Below are 17,504 nucleotides of genomic sequence, written 5' to 3' on the forward strand. Positions count from 1 at the left end.
AGTCTCATGACCAACGAAATTACCGAAACCGAACGCCTGCCGCTGCGTATCTTCGCGGAGAAGGCCTACCTCGACTACTCGATGTACGTGGTGCTGGACCGCGCACTGCCGAACATCGCCGACGGCCTCAAGCCGGTGCAGCGCCGCATCATCTACGCGATGAGCGAGCTGGGCCTGTCCGCCGGCCAGAAGCACAAGAAGTCCGCCCGCACCGTGGGCGACGTCATCGGCAAGTTCCATCCGCATGGCGACTCCGCCTGCTACGAAGCGATGGTGACGATGGCGCAGCCCTTCAACTACCGCTATCCGCTGGTGGACGGGCAGGGCAACTGGGGCTCCCCGGACGATCCGAAGTCCTTCGCCGCGATGCGCTACACCGAGTCGCGCTTGACGCCGTACGCGGCGACGCTGCTGGCCGAGCTGGAGCAGGGCACGGTCGACTGGGCGCCGAACTTCGACGGCACGCTGCAGGAGCCCAAGCTGCTGCCGGCGCGCCTGCCGAACATCCTGGTCAACGGCACCACCGGCATCGCGGTGGGCATGGCCACGGACATTCCGCCGCACAACATCCGTGAACTGGTGGCGGCCTGCCTGCATTTGCTCAAGCACCCCAACGCGCACATCGAGAAGCTCTGCGAGTTCGTGCCCGGCCCGGATTTCCCGACCTCCTGCGAGATCGTTTCCGAGCCGCACGACCTGCTGAAGATCTACCAGACCGGCAACGGCCAGATCCGTGCGCGCGGGCGCTGGGAGCGCGAGGACGACGGCAGCATCATCGTCACGCACCTGCCGTTCCAGGTCTCTCCGGCCAAGGTGCTGGAACAGATCGCCGACCAGATGCGCGCCAAGAAGCTGCCGCTGGTGGAAGACCTGCGCGACGAGTCGGACCACGAGAACCCGACGCGCCTGGTGATCGTGCCGCGCTCCAACCGCGTCGATGCCGAGCAACTGATGGCGCATCTGTTCGCGACCACGGACCTCGAGCGCAGCTATCGCGTCAACCTCAACATGATCGGCCTGGACGGCCGGCCCAAGGTCAAGAACCTCAAGGACATCCTGACCGAGTGGCTGGAGTACCGCTTCGCCACCGTCACCAAGCGGCTCAACCACCGCCTGAACAAGGTCAACGAGCGCCTGCATCTGCTCGAAGGCCTGTTGGTCGCCTACCTCAACATCGACGAGGTGATCCACATCATCCGCACCGCGGACGATCCCAAGGCCAAGCTGATGCTGGCCTTCGGTCTCAGCGAAATCCAGGCGGACTACATCCTCGACCTCAAGCTGCGTCACCTGCAGAAGATCGAGGAGATGAAGATCACCGGCGAGCAGTCCGAGCTGGCAGCGGAACGCGCCAGGCTCGAAGAACTGCTCGGCAACGACGACCAGATGCGCAAGCTGATCGGCGACGAGCTCAAGGAAGACGCCAAGAAGTACGGCGACGAGCGCCGCTGCCCGATCAACGCCAAGCCGCCGGCCTCCGCGCTGGAAGCCGCCGAGATCATCCCGGCCGAGCCGATCACGGTGGTGCTGTCCAAGGCCGGCTGGGTCCGCGCCGGCAAGGGCCACGAGATCGATCCGCTGTCGCTGAGCTACAAGTCGGGCGACGAGTTCAGCCTGGCGGTGCAGGGCAAGACCAACCAGCTGCTGGTGCTGCTGGACCACAAGGGACGCAGCTACACGCTGAACCCGCGCGAGCTGCCCTCGGCCCGCTCGCAGGGCGAGCCGGTGACCACGCGCCTGGACCTGCAGGACGGCGGCCGCATCCTCGGCCTGCTGATGGGCGACGGCAGCGAGAAGCTGGTGCTGGGCAGCGACGAGGGCTACGGCTTTATCGCCAAGCTGGGTGACCTGGAATCGCGCCTCAAGGCCGGCAAGGCCGTGGTCAACGTCAGCGACAAGGCCACGCTGATGCCGCCCAGCCGCGTCGGCGACCCGGCCAAGGACCGCTACGCGCTGGCCACGGCCGAAGGCCGCCTGCTGGTGTTCCCGCTGTCGGAACTGCCGGAACTGGCCAAGGGCAAGGGCAACAAGCTGGTGACGCTCAAGGGCGAGGACCGCATCCTGGCCAGCTGCGTGCTGCCGGCCGGCTCCCCGCTGACCCTGGTCTGCGGCAAGCGCACGCTGACGCTCAAGCCCTCCGACCTGGAAAACTACGTCGGCGCCCGCGCCAGCCGTGGCGGCCACCTGCCGCGTGGCTTCCAGCGCGTGGACTCGATGCAGGCCGGGTAATAGCCTCCCGCCAGGAACCCGGGGCTTGAATTTGCGGTCCAAAGCCCTCAGAAGAGACCTAGCCACATTTTGGAAGCACGGGGAACATGAAACGCATCGGCTTGTTTTTGATGACCAATTTTGCGGTCATGGCGGTATTGTGGGTGGTGATCATGGTGTTTGGCCTGGACAGCCGCCTGGCTGCCAACGGTCAGAACGTGGGATCGGTGCTGGGCTTCTGCGCCGTCTTCGGCTTCGGTGGCGCCTTCATTTCCCTGGCCATGTCGAAGTGGCTGGCGAAGCGATCGACCGGCGCGCAGGTGATCACCCAGCCGCGCAACTCGGCCGAGATGTGGCTGCTGCAGACGGTGGAGCGCCAGGCGCGCGCCGCCGGCATCGGCATGCCGGAAGTCGCGGTCTACGAGGCGCCGGAGCCGAATGCCTTCGCCACCGGCATGAACCGCAACAAGGCCCTGGTGGCCGTGTCCACCGGCCTGCTGCGCGGCATGCAGCAGGACGAGGTCGAGGCCGTGCTGGCGCATGAGGTCAGCCATATCGCCAATGGCGACATGGTGACGCTCACCCTGATCCAGGGCGTGGTCAACACCTTCGTGATGTTCCTGGCGCGCCTGATCGGCGGCTTCCTGGACCGCGGCCAGAACGGTCGTGGCGCCGGCTACATGATCACCGTGCTCGTGCTGGAAGTCGTCTTCGGCATCGCGGCGACGATGATCGTCTGCTGGTTCAGCCGCCAGCGCGAATTCCGCGCCGACGCCGGCAGCGCCCACCTGGCCGGCAAGCGCAAGATGATCGCCGCGCTGCAGCGCCTGGGCGGTGCCAACGGCCAGTCCACGCTGCCGGAACAGGTCTCCGCCTTTGGCATCGTTGGCGGGGCCAAGAAGCGGTTCATGAGTGGGGCCGTCAAGAAGCTGTTCATGACGCATCCGCCGATCGAAGAGCGCATCGCGGCCCTGCAGGCGGCCTGAGCGGATTCCCGGCGGTGAAAGAGGCGGCCTTCGGGCCGCTTCTTTCGTTTTGCATGTCTTGACGCCCGTCCCGGCGGGCGACAGGCTGCGGGCATGGAATTGTCCGACCAGGAACTGCGGGCGGTACCGGTCTTCCTGATCAGCCTGGGCATTGGCCTGCTGATGGGGCTGGAGCGCGAGCGCAAGCCCGGTGCGCGGGCCGGCGTGCGCACCTTCGGTCTTACCGGCCTGGTCGGCGCGCTGGCGGGCCTGCTGACCGAGGCCAGCGGGTCGGCCTTGCTGATCCCGGCGCTGCTGCTGGGCCTGGCGCTGATGATGGTCTTCGCCCCGCGCGCCAAGGACGACGAGGACGATCCGGCCACCACGACCACCGTCGCGCTGCTGCTGTGCTTCGGGCTCGGCGTGCTGGCCTGGTATGAGCATGCCCACCTGGCGGTGGCGCTGGCCCTGGTGGCGACCACGCTGCTGTACTTCAAGACGGAACTGCACGGCGTGATCCGCCGGCTGTCGCCGCAGGACCTGACGTCCTTCCTGCAGTTCGCGATCGTGACCTTCATCGTGCTGCCGGTGCTGCCGGATCGCGACTACGGTCCCTACGCCGTGCTCAATCCCTACCGGATCTGGCTGGTGGTGGTGCTGATCTCGGGCCTGGGCCTGGTGTCCTACGCGGTGCTGCGCATCGTCGGCCAGGAGAAGGGCACGCCGTTGCTCGGCATCCTCGGGGGCCTGGTGTCGAGCACTGCCACCACGCTGGCCTTCTCGCGTCACATCAAGGCACAGGCCGCGCTGCAGCCGGTGGCATTGTTCGTGATCCTGCTGGCCAACCTGGTCGTGCTGCTGCGCCTGGCGGTGCTGGCGGCGGTGGTGGCACCCACGGTGCTGCCGGAGCTGCTGCCGGTGCTGGGGCTCGGCGCCGCCGCGGGACTGGTGCTGACCTGGCGCGGCTGGCGTCGCCTCGGCGGCGGCCAGGCACCGGAACTGGAGATGAGGAATCCCAGCGAGATGCGTATCGCGCTGACCTTCGCCGCGTTCTACGCCGTGGTGCTGCTGGCAGTGGCCTGGCTCAACGACATCGCCGGCGTCGGCGGGGTTTATCTTGCGGCCGCCCTGTCGGGCCTGACCGACGTGGATGCGATCAGCCTGTCGACGCTCAACCTGTTCGGCCGCGGCAGCGTCGATGCGGTGGTGGTGCTGCGGGTGATCGTGCTGGCCTACGCCGCGAACCTGCTGTTCAAGTTCGGGGTGGTCTGGAGCATCGCGGGAGTCGGCGCCGCAAAAAAACTGGCGCCGGAGTTCGGCGCCATGCTGGCTGCTCTGCTGCTGGGCCTGCTGTTGTTCTAGCGGGCTACCGGACGTCCGCCGAGAGCAGGACGACCTCGGGCTCCTGCACGTGGAAGCCCTGGATGTAGTTGACGCCCATCTGCCACAGGCGCGCCATGACATTGGCGTCCTCGACATGGGAGACGATGGTCTTCACGCCGGCCTGGCGCGCGGTTTCCATCAGCGTCGTCATCTTCTTGTGCATTTCCTTGTCGTGGAACTGGTGCGTGAACGACGGGTGGAACTTCACGAACTGCGGCGGCACGTGCTCCATCAGCTGCGCGGAGTTGGAGCCGATGCCGAAATGCTCGATGGCGATGTAGCCGCCGAGGTCGCGCAGGGCCTTGTGCAGCACCTTGGCCTTGCGGATGTGGTTCTGCAGCGTCAGTTCCTGGAATTCGAACACCAGTTCCTCGGGCTTCAGCGGCCGCTGCTTGAGCTGTTCCTGCAGCCAGGCGATGTAGCCCTCGGCGTCCTTCAGCGATTCCTCTGAAATCTTCACGAACAGGCTGGAGGCCTCCGAGGAGCTTTCGCGCTTGGCCAGCACCTTCAGCGCCCGCGCCACGACCCAGCGGTCGATGGTGCGCATCATCCCGAACTTCTCGGCGACGGCGATGAACTCGGCGGCGTGCTGCTCCTTGCCGGTTTCGTCGATCATGCGCACCAGCACGTCGAAGTGCTGGCGCGTGTCGCCTTCGAGGCTGGCGATCGACTGGTAGGCCAGCTTGAGGCGGTTTTCCTCGATTGCACGCTTGATCTGCGAGGCGCGCCGGGCCTCTTCGCGCTCGCCCTGGGCATTCTTGGCGGTGGGGCCGAGGTTGATGAATTGCTTGCCGCCGCCGCGCACCGCGAGCTTGCGCGCCTCGCGCACGATCTCGCTGGCCACGGTGGGGACCTGCTCGCCGCCGGACAGGGGGTAGGCGGCGATGCTCAGTGTCAGGTGGGCTTCATGGCCGGTGGTGTTGAACACCTGCTTGACCACTTCCTTCACCAGCATGTCGCCGAACTGCTCGAACTCCGTCGCGCTGGGGCGGTGCACGATCGCCGCCAGTTCACCGGTGGAGAAGCGGAACGCCTGGTCCTGCGGCGACAGGCGCGCATGAATCCATTCGTCCAGCATCAGCACGGCTTCTTCGGCATCGTGCAGGCCGATGCGTTCTTCCAGGCCGGCGAAGTCGTCGACCGCGATCAGCAGGGCGGCGCGCGGCATCTTCTGCTGGCTGACGCCGTTGATCGCGGCGGTCAGTGCGTCGAAGAAGGCCAGGCGCCCGGAGGGGGCTTCGCCACCGCCGCCGGCCGCGGCGGCCGGCTGGGCTGCGGCCTCGGCGCGGATCAGCATCTCGACGAAGTTCTCGCCGTCGACGTTGCCGCGGGTCAGCTGCGCGGTAATGTGAACCTTGCCGCCGTCCTGCTTGAGCAGGCAGCACTCCAGCGGCTTGCCTTCGGCCTTGCCCTTGTTCAGGAGCTTCATGTGCTCCTTGACCTTGAGCTGCTGGTCGGGGCAGACCAGGTCCATCAAGGGCATTTCCAGCAGTTCTTCGGTCTGCCCGTAGCCGAGCAGGGTGGCGAAGGCCGGGTTGGTGTGCGAGACGATGCCTTCCTGGATATGGACCACGGCGTCGTTGGTGCCCGCCAGCAGTTGCTTGTGGCGGGACTCGAAATCGTCGAGACGCGAGCGCACGGTGCGCAGCGCACGCAGGTGGCGGTGGCTGGCGAACTCGCGCTGCAGCACGAACTCCAGGTGCTTGAGGTCGCGCAGGTCTTCGTAGGCCACCAGGTCGCGGGCGCCGGCAGCATGCGCGGCGAGCACTTCCTCGGCGCCGAAGCGCGTGCTCAGCAGCAGCACCGGCAGGTCGGGGCAGAGGCGGGCGGAGATTTCCACCACTTCCTTCAGCGGCGCGCGCGGCAGGCCCTCGGCGCCGAGCAGGATGTCGGGTGCGCCGCGGCGCAGCACGTCCTCGAGTTCCTCGATGTCGGCGACCCAAGCGCATCGCACCGGGTGGCCGGCATTGCGCAGGTGGCTCTCGATGCGCTTGGCAACGTTCTCGGATTCGCTGACGACCAGGACCACGGCATTGTCTGCTGCGGCCGTGGTCAGCTGGGCGGTCTTCTGGCTTGGCGGGTTCGCTACCATGCGATCCATGTCTTTGAGGCTGCGCCGGCGTCTTCTCGCGCCAATCGCGGCATTAGGTACCCCGGCACGAGAGCGACCAGTTCACTGGCCAGCCGCCGTGCCGCCTCCACATCAACCTCGAAGTGCGCCGCGCCTTGAACGCGGTCCACCATGTGCAGATAGTAGGGCAGTATCCCGCAGGCAAACAACTTTTCAGACAGGTTTCTAAGAGTCTGCGCTGAATCGTTGATTCCGCGAAGCAAAACCGCCTGGTTCAGCAAAGGGATCTGTAACTCGCGCAAGGGCCGCAGCGCGCGTTCGACGCTGGCGTCCAGTTCCTGCGGGTGATTGACATGCAGCACGATCACCTTCTGCAGGCGGCCGCGGCCCAGCCATTGCAACAACCGTTCATCCACCCGCTCCGGCAATACGATCGGCTGGCGCGTGTGGATGCGCAGGCGGCGCAGGTGGGGAATCTGCTCCAGCGCCTCGGACAGGCTGGCCAGCTTGTCGTCGGACAGGGACAGGGGATCGCCGCCGGACAGGATCACTTCCTCGATGCTCGGGTCGCCCGCCAGGGTCTGCAGGGCCTCGCGCCATTGCTCGCGCGCAGCCAGCTGGTCGGAATAGGGGAAATGCCGGCGGAAACAGTAGCGGCAATGCACCGCGCAGGCGCCCGTGGTGATCAGCAGGGCGCGGCCCTGGTACTTGTGGATCACCCCGCCGTCGCGGGTCTTGTGCAGGTCGCCGACCGCATCCAGGCCGAAACCGGCCACCTGCTCGGACTCCTGCGGGCGCGGCCAGACCTGCAGGAACAGGGGGTCGGCCGGGTCGCCCTTGCGCATGCGGGCGGCAAAGCCGCGCGGCACCCGCAGGGGGAAGTCCCGCAGCCGGTCCAGCGCCAGGGCGGGCAGGGCGGGGTCGATCTGCAGGTAGTCCAGCAGGTCCGCCGGGCGGGTGAAGGCCTCGCGCAGGGCGTGCTGCCACTGCGGCGCCTGCTGGCGGGTATCGGGACGGGGAGTTATCATTCGCCGCCATTTTCACCCCCCGGTCACGGGGCGGCAACCAACCTTTCAATTTTCCTGGATCAGAGTCGAGCTCATGGCGACCGTCAGCACCAATGAAATGAAGTCCGGTACCAAGCTCCTCATCGATGGGGACCCGTACTCGGTCATCGACAACGAGTACCGCAAGCCGGGCAAGGGCCAGGCGACCAACACCCTCAAGATCCGCAATCTCAAGACCGGCCGCGTGCTGGAAAAGACCTTGAAGTCGGGCGACACCATCGAGTCCGCCGACGTCGAGGACATGGACATGCAGTACCTGTACAACGACGGCGAATTCTGGACCTTCATGGACCCGAAGAGCTTCGAGCAGATCCAGGCCGGCAAGACCGCGATGGCCGAGGCTGCGCAGTGGCTCAAGGGCGAGGAAACCGTGCGCATCACGCTGTGGAACGAGGTTCCGCTGGTGGTGTACGCGCCGAACACGGTCGAGCTGACCGTCACCGAGACCGATCCGGGCCTGCGCGGCGATACCGCCACCGGCGGCACCAAGCCGGCCAAGCTGGAGACCGGCGCCATCGTCAAAGTGCCGCTGTTCATCACCGAGGGCGAGAGGATCAAGGTCGACACCCGCACCGGCGAGTACCTGAACCGCGCCACCGGCAAGTAAGCCGGCCTGCGCTTCCATGAAGCCGCCTCCGGGCGGCTTTATGCTTTCTGCCCCATGAACTGGAACCCCTCCGCCGACCTGCCCACCGTGCGCGCCCGTGCGGCGCTGCTGGCGGCCCTGCGCGCGTTCTTTGCCGCGCGCGGCGTGCTGGAGGTGGAAACGCCGCTGCTGTCGGCCCACGCCACGGTGGACCGGCACATCGACAGCTTCCGCACCGCGGACGGCCGCTGGCTGCACACCTCGCCGGAATTCGCCATGAAGCGCCTGCTCTGCGCCGGCAGCGGGCCGATCTGGCAGGTCTGCCGCGTGTTCCGCCGCGAGGAGTCCGGGCGCCACCACAACCCCGAGTTCACGATGCTGGAGTGGTACCGGCCGGGCCATGACCACCATGCCCTGATGGGCGAGGTCGAGGCCCTGGTCGCGGAACTGGCCGCGGCGCTGGGCCGGCCGCTGGCCGGCGGCATGGAGCGATTGAGCTATCGGCAGGCCTTCGGCCGCCATCTGGGCCTGGACCCCTTCGTTGCCGGGGTGCGGGAAGTCCGGGAGGCGCTGCAGGGAGCGGGTCACGACGCCGGCGACATCGGCGGCGACGACCGGGACGTCTGGCTGGACGTGGCCATGTCGCTGGCCGTCGGGCCGCGGCTGGGCCTGGAGACGCCCTGCTTTCTCTACGACTTCCCGGCCTCGCAGGCGGCACTGTCACGCATCCGCCGCGACGATCCGCCGGTGGCCGAGCGCTTTGAGCTGTTCTGGCGCGGCGTGGAGTTGGCCAATGGCTTCCACGAACTGGGCGATGCCGCCGAGCAGCGGCAGCGCTTCGAGGCCGAGCAGCAGTGGCGGCTTGGGCAGGGGCGGGAGGTGCCGCCCTACGACCGGCACCTGATCGAGGCGCTGGCGCAGGGGCTGCCGGAGTGCGCGGGGGTTGCGCTGGGGCTGGATCGCTTGCTGATGTTGCTGCTGGGCAAGGCGACGCTGGCGGACGTGCTGGCTTTCGACAGCGGCCGGGCCTGATTCAGTAGGCGGATGTAGGAGCGGCTGTTAGCCGCGAGCGGTGGTCATCATGATCACCGGCGTTCGCGGCTAACAGCCGCTCCTACAATTCAATGTCCAACTCCCGCCGCGCCTTCTTCGTCAGCTTTGCCGCCACCAGTTCATAAGCCCGCCGCAGCCGCGCCTCGAACCACTTCGGCGGGTAGCGCTTCGTCTCGAAGACCCGCACCCAGCGCGCCCGTGCAAGATAGGGCGCCGGCATGATGCCGGGCTGCTCGGTCAGCGGCAGGAACAGGTCGTCGTCGACCTTGAACCCGATGCGCCCGTAGCCGTCCTGGCCCAGATTGAATATCGCGAACATTTTCGCGCCGACCGAGAAGACCAGGTTGGTCTCCCACTTGATCTCGATGGTCACGCCGGGCCATTTGCCGCAGGCGCGCTCCATCTGGGCGCGGGTGTAGCCCACGGGGCCGGGCTCAGGCCTCGACCGGCAGCAGGTCCTTGAGATCGCGCCAGCCGCCATCCACCGAGTACACCTGGCTGTAACCCATCTTCTGCAGGTTGTCGGCCGCGATCACCGAGCGGAAGCCGCTGCCGCAGTAGAGGTACAAAGGCTTCTTCTTGTCGGGGTACTTGCCCTCGATGTCGCGCTCGATCACGCCCTTGCCGATCCATTCCGCGTTCTCGACGTGCCCGGCCGCGAACTCGCTTTCCTCGCGCACGTCGATGAGACGGGCCTCGGGCTGCTCCGAGAGGATGCGCGGCATCTCCCGGGCGTTCACCTCGCGGACACGCGAGCGGGCCTCGGTGACCAGGGCGAGAAAGGCGGGGGAGTGACCGGAGGCCATGAGCGAATCCTCTTAATTTCTATCGAATTTTCACGTGCTAGATTACGCTGACAGAGGGCCCGGAGGAAGGCGTCTTGCAGGAAAAGGAATCATGAATGCACCCGTCGTGCTGATCCACGGCATGTGGTGCACCGGCGCGGATTGGGCGCGCGTGCGCGAGTTGATGGAGCCGCGCGGCTACCGCTGCCATGTGCCGACCCTGCCGGCGCACGAGCCGACGGCCGACCAGCCCTTGCGGGTGGGCGAGCGCAGCCTCAAGGATTATCTGGATTACCTCGAGCGGTACATCCGCGATCAGCAGTTCCCGACGCCGCCGATCCTGGTCGGCCACTCCATGGGCGGCCTGCTGGCGCAGCAGCTGGCGGCGCGCATCCCGGTGTTCGCCGTGGTGCTTCTGACGCCGGCCGCGCCCCGGGGCATCAATGCCGCCGGCCTGGCCAATCTTGCTCCATACGCCCGGGTGCTGGGCCGCTGGGGTTTCTGGCGGCGTCCGCACAAGTTCAGCCGCGAGGCGGCGGCGGCCTATGCCTACAACGGTCTTTCGCCCGATCGCCAGAAAACCTGCTACGAACGGATGGTGCACGAGTCCGGCCGGGTCGCGTATGAAATCGGCCTGTGGTGGGCCGATTGGGCCAAGGCTTCCGCGGTGGATGCGGCAGCGGTCCGTTGTCCTGTATATGTAGTGAGCTGTGGTGCCGACCGCCTGACGCCCGCATTCGCGGTGCGCAAGGTGGCGGCCTTGTATCCGCAGGCGACGCATCGTCATTACCCGGAGCGGGGCCACTGGGTGATCGACGATGACGAAACCGAGGAGATGATCCACGGCATCTGTGGCTGGCTGCGCCCGCTGGAACAGCGGGCCGCGCGCGGGCAGCAGGCGCCGCGCTGATTCGAATTCCAATTCAAGGAATGCAATGAAGAAGATTTTGCTTGCGGCGAGCGCCGCGATGCTGGCTTTGACCGCAGCGGCACAGACCGACCCGGTGTCGCGGGCGATCGATGCCACCGTGCAGACCAACAAGGCCAGCGCCGCTTCCCAGCAGCGCGTCAACGAGGCCGACGACCAGACCCGCGCGATGCTGGAGCGCTACCGCGCCGCCACCTGGCAGGCGCAGCAGCTGCGTGTCTACGCCAACCAGATCGAGCCGCTGCTGGCGGCGCAGGAAGCCGAGAAGCAGAACCTGCAGCGACAGCTGGCGGAGCTGGACCGCGCCGGCGGCGACATGATGCCGCTGATGCTGCGCATGATCGACTCGCTGGAGAAGTTCGTCGCCCTGGACCTGCCGTTCCTGCAGGACGAGCGGCGCGAGCGCCTGGCCGAACTGCGCCGCAAGATGACCGACAGCGAGACCGCCACCGCCGAGAAGTTCCGCATGGTGCTGGAGGCCTACCAGGTCGAGGCCGGCTATGGCCGTTCGCTGCTCAACGAGCGCGGGCGGGTGGACGAGCGCCTGGTCGAGGTCCTGAGCGTCGGGCGTACCGCGATGTTCGCGGTGGCGCTCGACGGCGAGGAGGTCTGGAGCTGGAGCCCGGCGGCAAAGAAATGGGAACCGCTGGCGCGCCGCTATGCAAAGGACCTGCGCCTGGCGCTGAAGATGTCGCATGGCAAGGCGGCGCCGGACCTGCTGACGCTGCCGATGCCGGTGGCCCGCGTGGAGACCGGCCGATGAGCGCCCGCAAGCTGCTGTGTGCCCTGGCCCTGCTGCCGGGCATCGCCCTGGCCCAGACCCAGGCCAAGGGCATGGACGACCTGCTCAACCGCATCCGCCAGGACGGCGCCGCCAGCGCCAAGCTCAACCAGGAGCGCGAGGCGCGCTTCCTGCGTGACCGCAGCGCCCAGGCCGAGATGCTGCAGAAGGCCGAGGCCGAGCATGCCTCGGTCAAGGCGCGCTCCGACGCCATCCGCGCGCGCTACGAGGCCAACCAGAAGCAGATCGCGGAGCTCAAGGAGCAGTTCAAGACCCGCGCCGGCGACTACACCCAGGTCGCCGCCACCGTGCGCCAGGCGGCGGCAGACTTCCGCAGCCATGCCGGCGACTCACCGCTGAGCACGCAGTTCCCGGAGCGCCTGGCCGTCCTCGATGCGCTGAGCGCCGACGATGCCATGCCCGGCCAGGCCGACATCGAGAAGCTGTGGTTCGTGCTGCAGCAGGAGATGACGGAGAACGGCCGCGTCGCGCGCTTCCAGGGCGAGGTGGTGGACACGCAGGGCAGCAGCACGAAGGAGGAAGTGATCCGTGTCGGCGCCTTCACGGCGTTCCGCGACGGCGACTACCTGGTGCCGCAGCCGGGCGGCAATCAGCTGCTGGAACTGCTGCATCAGCCGGAGCGCGGTTTCCGCAGCCTGGCGCGCAAGTTTGCAGACCGCGACGAAGCGACCGCGCCGATCCTGATCGATCCCACCGGCGGCACGCTGCTGGCGCAGGAAGCGCTGCGGCCGTCGCTGGGCGAGCGCATCGAGCAGGGCGGCGCGGTGGGCTACGTCATCATCGCCGTGGGCCTGGTCGGTGCGGTGCTGGCGATCTGGCAGCTGGCCTGGCTGCTGCGCACGGACCGCGCGGTGCGGCGCCAGCTGGACAATGTCGCCCAGCCTTCGCAGGACAATCCGCTGGGTCGCGTGCTCGCCACCTTCAAGGGCGATCCGAACACCGCTGCCGAGGACGCCGAGGTGATCGAGCTGCGCCTGTCGGAAGCCGTGCTGCGCGAGGTGCCGAAACTGGAGCGCTTCCAGGCTTTCCTGCGCCTGGCCGTAGCGGCCGGCCCGCTGCTGGGGCTGATCGGCACCGTGGTCGGCATGATCATCACCTTCCAGGTCATCACCGAACAGGGTGCCGGTGATCCGCGCATGATGGCCGAAGGCATTTCGCAGGCCATGATCGCCACGGTGCTGGGCCTGGGCATCGCGGTGCCGCTGCTGTTCATCAACAGCCTGCTGGCGGCGCGCTCGCGCGTGATCACGCAGATTCTCGACGAGCAGGCCACCGGCCTGCTGGCCGAGCGCCTGGAGAAGGCGCGTGCTTGAGCAGTTCTGGTACGGACTGCTGGCGCCCTTCGAATCGATTGACACGTTCGTCGAGTCAGGCGGTTGGGTCCTCCCCTGGATCTTCATCGCCGGCCTGGTGATGTGGACGCTGATCGTCGAGCGCTGGTGGTACCTGCGCTATGCCTACCGCAAGGAGCGCGAGACACTGACGCAGACCTGGAAGGCGCGCCCGGAGCACAAGTCCTGGCATGCGCGGCAGATCCGCCGGATGATGATCTCGCGCATCAACGTGCGCCTGGTCGGCAGCCTGCCGCTGATTCGCGTGATCGTGCCGCTGGCGCCGCTGCTGGGCCTGCTCGGCACGGTCACCGGCATGCTCGAGGTCTTCGACGGCATGTCGGCGCTGGGCTATGCCGATGCACGCACCATGTCCGACGGCGTCTCCCACGCCATGGTCGCGACGCTGGCCGGCCTGGCCGTGAGCCTGAGCGGCATCTTCTTCGTCGGGCGGTTCCAGACCCTGAGCATGGTCGAAACGGAACTGTTCGCCGACGCCCTGGAGTACTAAAGATGCGAATAAACCTAAACGCAGGCTCGGTGTCTTGGCGTCTCCGGTGCTCGCCGTACTTCAGTACGTCTCCGCTCCTTGCCGCAACCTCGGGCCGCTCGCTACGGTTTCTTCGCATCTTTGAAGGGACGCGAGCATGAGGTTCAGCCGCCATACCCAGCCCGCCGAGGACAGCCATGGCATCGACCTGGCGCCGATGCTCGACTTCGTCCTGAACCTGTTGATCTTCTTCATCATCACCAACACCTTCGTGACCGAGGCCGGCATCCACATCAACCGGCCGACGGCGCAGACCGCGGTGCGCGAGGAACGCAACAACATCATCGTGGCGATCTCGCCCAAGGGCGAGGTGTGGATCGACAAGCAGCGCGTCGACATCCGCACGCTGCGCGCCGTGATCGGCCGCATGCGCGCCGCCAACCCGCAGGCCGGCGTCATCATCCAGGCCGACAAGGATGCCCGCGCCGGCCTGATGGTGGAGGCGATGGACCAGGCGCGCCTGGCCGGGGTGAAGGACGTTTCCGTCGCGGCGCAGCCGATGCGCTGAGAACGAACGCATGCGCCTTCCCGCCTCGTTGCTGCTGGGTCTGCTGATCGTGCTCGGCCTGTTCTGGCTGATGCAGTGGATGATCCAGCCCTCCGATCACGCTCCCGCTCCCTCGCAGGTCATCGAGTCGGTGGAGATGGTCGAGGTCGTGCCCGATGAAGCTTCGCCGGAGGAGGCCGCTGCGGCCGCTGCCGACGAGCCACCACCGCCGCCCTCGGCCCCGCCTTCGCTGGCGCGGCCGGACCTGCCGACGATGAGCCTGCCGGCCAGCGCGCCGGTGGATGCGGGGCCGATCAAGATTCCGGCGATCAACACCTCCAGCCTCGGGCTCGGCGGTTCCAGCCTCAACGGCAGCGGCCTGTTCGGCGGTTTCGCCGGGCGCGGCAGCGGCTCCGGCAATGGCAGCGGCGCCGGCGGCGGTTTCGGCAAGGGCGAGGGCTTCCAGGGCAAGACGCTGGTCCCGCTGTCCACCGCGCGCCCGCAGATGCCGGAGTGGGCCTGCAAGCAGGGCATCCGCGGCTGGGTCGAGGTGGTGTTCACGGTGATGCCCAATGGCCGCACCGCGGATGTGAAGCTGATCGACGCCGATCCTCGCGGGGTGTTCGAGGCCGCCGCGATCGAGAGCGTCGGCAACTGGATCTACCAGTCCACGGGCAAGGCACGCATGGTGAAACAGCGCGTGCCGATGGACCCCGAAGACTGCATCTACAACTGGCAGCAATGATGAGAGTTCGACTTCTCATCCTCGCGACCCTGCTGATGGTTGGCGCCGCTCGTGCCGACCAGTACCGCAGCGAGGTCAAGGAACTCGACAGCGTGCCGCAGCAGGCGCCGCAGAAGAGCACGCAGCAGCAGCTGCAGGTCACCACCGATCCCTATGCCAAGGCCTTGCTGCTGCGCGAGCTGGCGGCGCAGGCGGTGGCGAAGAAGGACTACGCGCAGGCCTCCAGGTACCTGGAGCAGGCACTGGCGCAGAAGTCCATCTCGGGCATCGCTGCCGAACAGATGCGGCGCGACCTGTCGCAGCTGTATCTGGCCGGCGGCGACTTCAAGCGCGTGCTGCCGCAACTCGAGGCGCAGGTGAAGGCCGGCAATGCCGCGCCCGAGACGCTGGTGGCGCTGGGCGCTGCCTACGCCGAGCAGAAGCGCTACCGCGAGGCGGTGCCGCTGCTGCAGAAGGGCCTGGCGGGCGTGAAGAATCCCGATCCGAGCTGGCAGCGCGCGCTGGTCGCGGCGCTGTTCGGGGCAGGGCAGGAGAAGGAGGCATTGCCGTTGCTGGAGGCGCTGCTCAAGCGTGACCCGAGCCAGCGCGAGGACTGGCTGCGGCTGGCGGCACTGACGATCAGGCACGGCAGCAAGGAACGCGCGCAGGCGGTGATGGAGATCGCCAACCGCATGGGCTTCCTGGAAAAGGCCGAGGACCGCCTGCGCCTGGTGCAGCTCACCGCCCAGGTCGGCGCGCCGTTCGAGGCGGGGTCGCTGCTGCAGTCCTGGATGAAGAAGGGCCTGCTCAAGCCCGACGCCGCCAACTGGAAGCTGCTGGGCGGCCTGTGGATCGCGGCACGCGAGGCGACGCCGGCGATCGCCGCGCTGGAAGAAGCGCTGAAGCAGCAGCCCGATGCGGCGATGTACCGCCAGCTCGGCCAGCTGCGCCTGGACCGCGAGGAGTACGCCGGGGCGGCGGATGCGCTGTACAAGGCCGTGCAGCGCGGCGGCAAGGACGGCAACACCCTGCTGGCGCTGGGCATGGCGCGCTACCAGCAGGCCGACGTCGATGGCGCCCTGGTGGCGTTCCGCGATGCGGCACAGTTCGCCGCGGCCAAGAAGCTGGCGGCGGAATGGGTGCGCTACCTCGAATCGGGCCAGGCCCGCGAACAGGCCCTGGCCGCGGCGGCGCAGCGGCGCCAGCGCGGCGACGGCGGCTTCCAGCTCAGCGGCCGCATGAGCGGCGAGGGCTTCAGGCTGTCGGCCGGACAGGAGGCCAGTGTCACGCTGGCCGAGACCGGCGGCGATCCCTACACCCCGATCGGCGCCGACCGGCCGGGCAGCGGCGACGGTACGATCCCGGCCTGGACCGGCGGCCTGTCGCGCGGCGGTACACCGGGCCAGCGCCTGGCCGATCCCTATGCCGCCGACAAGCCGCTGTTCACGATCACCGGTGCCAACGTCGCGCAGTACCGCAACCGCCTGACGCCGAGCCACCAGGCCCTGCTGGCGCGCTATTCCACCTACAGGATTCCGGTGTACCCGACGCGCCGCAGCGTCGCCTACCCGCAGGCGATCTACGACGCCACCAAGGCCAACGTCGGCAAGGCCAAGCTGCTGGGGTCCGATGCGCTGGAGGGCGCGCGCCTGGGTTTCCCGTTCCCGCGGCCGCAGTCCGGCGTGGAGGTGATGTGGAATCACCGCACGCGCTATCGCAGCGACGCGGTGGACCTGCAGTCGACCCAGGCGGTGGTGCAGGCCGACGGCAGGATCCAGCAGCCGCTCAAGCAGATGGAGCGCGTGTCGTTCCGCTATGGCAACGTCCGCTCGCCGTCCGACCTGTCGAAAAGCAACATCCTGCTGTACTACCTCACCTGGTTCGGCCGTTCGCGCAACGACACCGATTTCCTGGTGCTGGTGCACGAGACCGCGAATTCCGAGAAGGACTCGCGCGACATCTGGGTGCTGCCGCCGAAGATCAACAAGATGTTCCGCATTCCGCCGGTGGGCTACGACCAGCCGTTCCCGGGTGCCGACGGCCTGATGTTCGTCGACATGATGGACATGTACAACGGCGCCTTCGACCGCTACGTCTGGAAGCTCACCGGCAAGCGCGAGATCTACGTCCCGTACAACGACTACCGCCTGCTCGACGGCCAGACCGCCATGGCCGACCTGCTGCGCCCCGGCCACCCGCGCCAGGACCGCATGCGCTACGAACTGCACCGCGTCTGGGTGATCGAGGCGGTGGAGCGGCAGGGCAAGCGCCACTCCTTCGGCAAGCGCGTGTTCTACGTCGACGAGGACAGCTGGAACGTGGTGCTGGTGGAGAACTACGACCGCGAAGGCAAGCCCTGGCGCTTCCAGGAGGGCCACCTGCTGGCCTTCTACGACGCGCAGTTCGCCAACACTGCCCCGGTGTTCATCTTCGACCTGAAGGACGGCCGCTACTTCGCCAACCGCCTCAACGACCGCGACCCGGCGCCGCAGTACGGACTGACGATGCGGGACTCGGAGTTCCTGCCGGCCGCGGTCAAGGCCAAGTACGGTCGCTAGCCGGCC

General features: G+C 67.6%; 16 protein-coding genes. 12 read left to right on the forward strand and 4 right to left on the reverse strand.

Annotated features, from left to right (window positions below):
• The first annotated feature begins 6 nt into the window (after positions 1–6).
• From parC to D0B54_RS10460, 3 genes are all read left to right on the forward strand, one after another.
• Positions 7–2,229, forward strand: a complete 2,223-nt coding sequence (gene parC, locus D0B54_RS10450) for a DNA topoisomerase IV subunit A (RefSeq protein ID WP_117291271.1) — start codon at positions 7–9, stop codon at positions 2,227–2,229.
• 86 nt (positions 2,230–2,315) lie between these two features.
• Positions 2,316–3,194 carry a protease HtpX gene (gene htpX / locus D0B54_RS10455; RefSeq protein WP_117291272.1) on the forward strand — a complete coding sequence of 293 codons (879 nt, stop codon included), beginning with the start codon at positions 2,316–2,318 and terminating at the stop codon, positions 3,192–3,194.
• 93 nt (positions 3,195–3,287) lie between these two features.
• The gene (locus tag D0B54_RS10460; protein ID WP_117291273.1) at positions 3,288–4,535 is read left to right on the forward strand and encodes an MgtC/SapB family protein; all 1,248 of its coding nucleotides are present in this window, start codon (positions 3,288–3,290) and stop codon (positions 4,533–4,535) included.
• 4 nt (positions 4,536–4,539) lie between these two features.
• Here the strand turns inward: D0B54_RS10460 and D0B54_RS10465 are convergent, their stop codons facing one another.
• Together D0B54_RS10465 and epmB are read right to left on the reverse strand one after the other, a co-directional pair.
• Entirely contained in the window at positions 4,540–6,657 is a 2,118-nt protein-coding gene (locus D0B54_RS10465) for an EAL domain-containing protein (protein WP_117291274.1), read from the reverse strand.
• Complete coding sequence (epmB, locus tag D0B54_RS10470) at positions 6,642–7,655, reverse strand: EF-P beta-lysylation protein EpmB (protein WP_117291275.1); 1,014 nt, start codon at positions 7,653–7,655, stop codon at positions 6,642–6,644. The genes D0B54_RS10465 and epmB overlap by 16 nt, the downstream gene beginning before the upstream one ends.
• Positions 7,656–7,728: 73 nt before the next feature.
• On the opposite strand from epmB, the gene efp reads away from it, so the two are divergent.
• Positions 7,729–8,301, forward strand: coding sequence for an elongation factor P (efp, locus tag D0B54_RS10475; RefSeq protein WP_117291276.1), 573 nt, complete (start codon positions 7,729–7,731; stop codon positions 8,299–8,301).
• A 54-nt stretch (positions 8,302–8,355) separates the two neighbouring features.
• The gene (gene epmA / locus D0B54_RS10480) at positions 8,356–9,312 is read left to right on the forward strand and encodes an EF-P lysine aminoacylase EpmA (RefSeq protein ID WP_117291277.1); all 957 of its coding nucleotides are present in this window, start codon (positions 8,356–8,358) and stop codon (positions 9,310–9,312) included.
• A gap of 82 nt (positions 9,313–9,394) precedes the next feature.
• Here the strand turns inward: epmA and D0B54_RS10485 are convergent, their stop codons facing one another.
• Together D0B54_RS10485 and D0B54_RS10490 are read right to left on the reverse strand one after the other, a co-directional pair.
• Positions 9,395–9,757: an MmcQ/YjbR family DNA-binding protein gene (locus D0B54_RS10485; protein ID WP_205527323.1), complete on the reverse strand. Its 363-nt coding sequence runs from the start codon at positions 9,755–9,757 to the stop codon at positions 9,395–9,397.
• Positions 9,758–9,767: 10 nt separating this feature from the next.
• Positions 9,768–10,139: a rhodanese-like domain-containing protein gene (locus D0B54_RS10490; protein WP_117291279.1), complete on the reverse strand. Its 372-nt coding sequence runs from the start codon at positions 10,137–10,139 to the stop codon at positions 9,768–9,770.
• 91 nt (positions 10,140–10,230) lie between these two features.
• Between D0B54_RS10490 and D0B54_RS10495 the strand changes: the two genes are divergently transcribed.
• The 7 genes from D0B54_RS10495 to D0B54_RS10525 all read left to right on the forward strand — a co-directional run bounded on the left by D0B54_RS10495 (position 10,231) and on the right by D0B54_RS10525 (position 17,498).
• Positions 10,231–11,028, forward strand: coding sequence for an alpha/beta fold hydrolase (locus D0B54_RS10495; RefSeq protein WP_117291280.1), 798 nt, complete (start codon positions 10,231–10,233; stop codon positions 11,026–11,028).
• A 25-nt stretch (positions 11,029–11,053) separates the two neighbouring features.
• A complete protein-coding gene (locus tag D0B54_RS10500) occupies positions 11,054–11,809 on the forward strand; it encodes a DUF3450 domain-containing protein (protein ID WP_117291281.1) in 756 nt (251 codons plus the stop codon).
• Positions 11,806–13,161 (forward strand): MotA/TolQ/ExbB proton channel family protein, encoded by a 1,356-nt coding sequence (locus D0B54_RS10505; protein ID WP_117291282.1) that lies wholly within the window; start codon positions 11,806–11,808, stop codon positions 13,159–13,161. The genes D0B54_RS10500 and D0B54_RS10505 overlap by 4 nt, the downstream gene beginning before the upstream one ends.
• Positions 13,154–13,690, forward strand: a complete 537-nt coding sequence (locus D0B54_RS10510) for a MotA/TolQ/ExbB proton channel family protein (protein ID WP_240433591.1) — start codon at positions 13,154–13,156, stop codon at positions 13,688–13,690. The genes D0B54_RS10505 and D0B54_RS10510 overlap by 8 nt, the downstream gene beginning before the upstream one ends.
• Positions 13,691–13,826: 136 nt before the next feature.
• Positions 13,827–14,237 carry an ExbD/TolR family protein gene (locus tag D0B54_RS10515; protein WP_117291283.1) on the forward strand — a complete coding sequence of 137 codons (411 nt, stop codon included), beginning with the start codon at positions 13,827–13,829 and terminating at the stop codon, positions 14,235–14,237.
• Positions 14,238–14,247: 10 nt separating this feature from the next.
• Positions 14,248–14,961 (forward strand): energy transducer TonB, encoded by a 714-nt coding sequence (locus tag D0B54_RS10520; RefSeq protein WP_117291284.1) that lies wholly within the window; start codon positions 14,248–14,250, stop codon positions 14,959–14,961.
• Positions 14,961–17,498 carry a DUF1329 domain-containing protein gene (locus tag D0B54_RS10525; protein WP_240433592.1) on the forward strand — a complete coding sequence of 846 codons (2,538 nt, stop codon included), beginning with the start codon at positions 14,961–14,963 and terminating at the stop codon, positions 17,496–17,498. Before D0B54_RS10520 ends, D0B54_RS10525 begins: the two co-directional genes overlap by 1 nt.
• Positions 17,499–17,504 lie beyond the last annotated feature (6 nt).

Source organism: Solimonas sp. K1W22B-7, assembly GCF_003428335.1.
In the GTDB taxonomy this organism is placed as follows: domain Bacteria; phylum Pseudomonadota; class Gammaproteobacteria; order Nevskiales; family Nevskiaceae; genus Solimonas_A.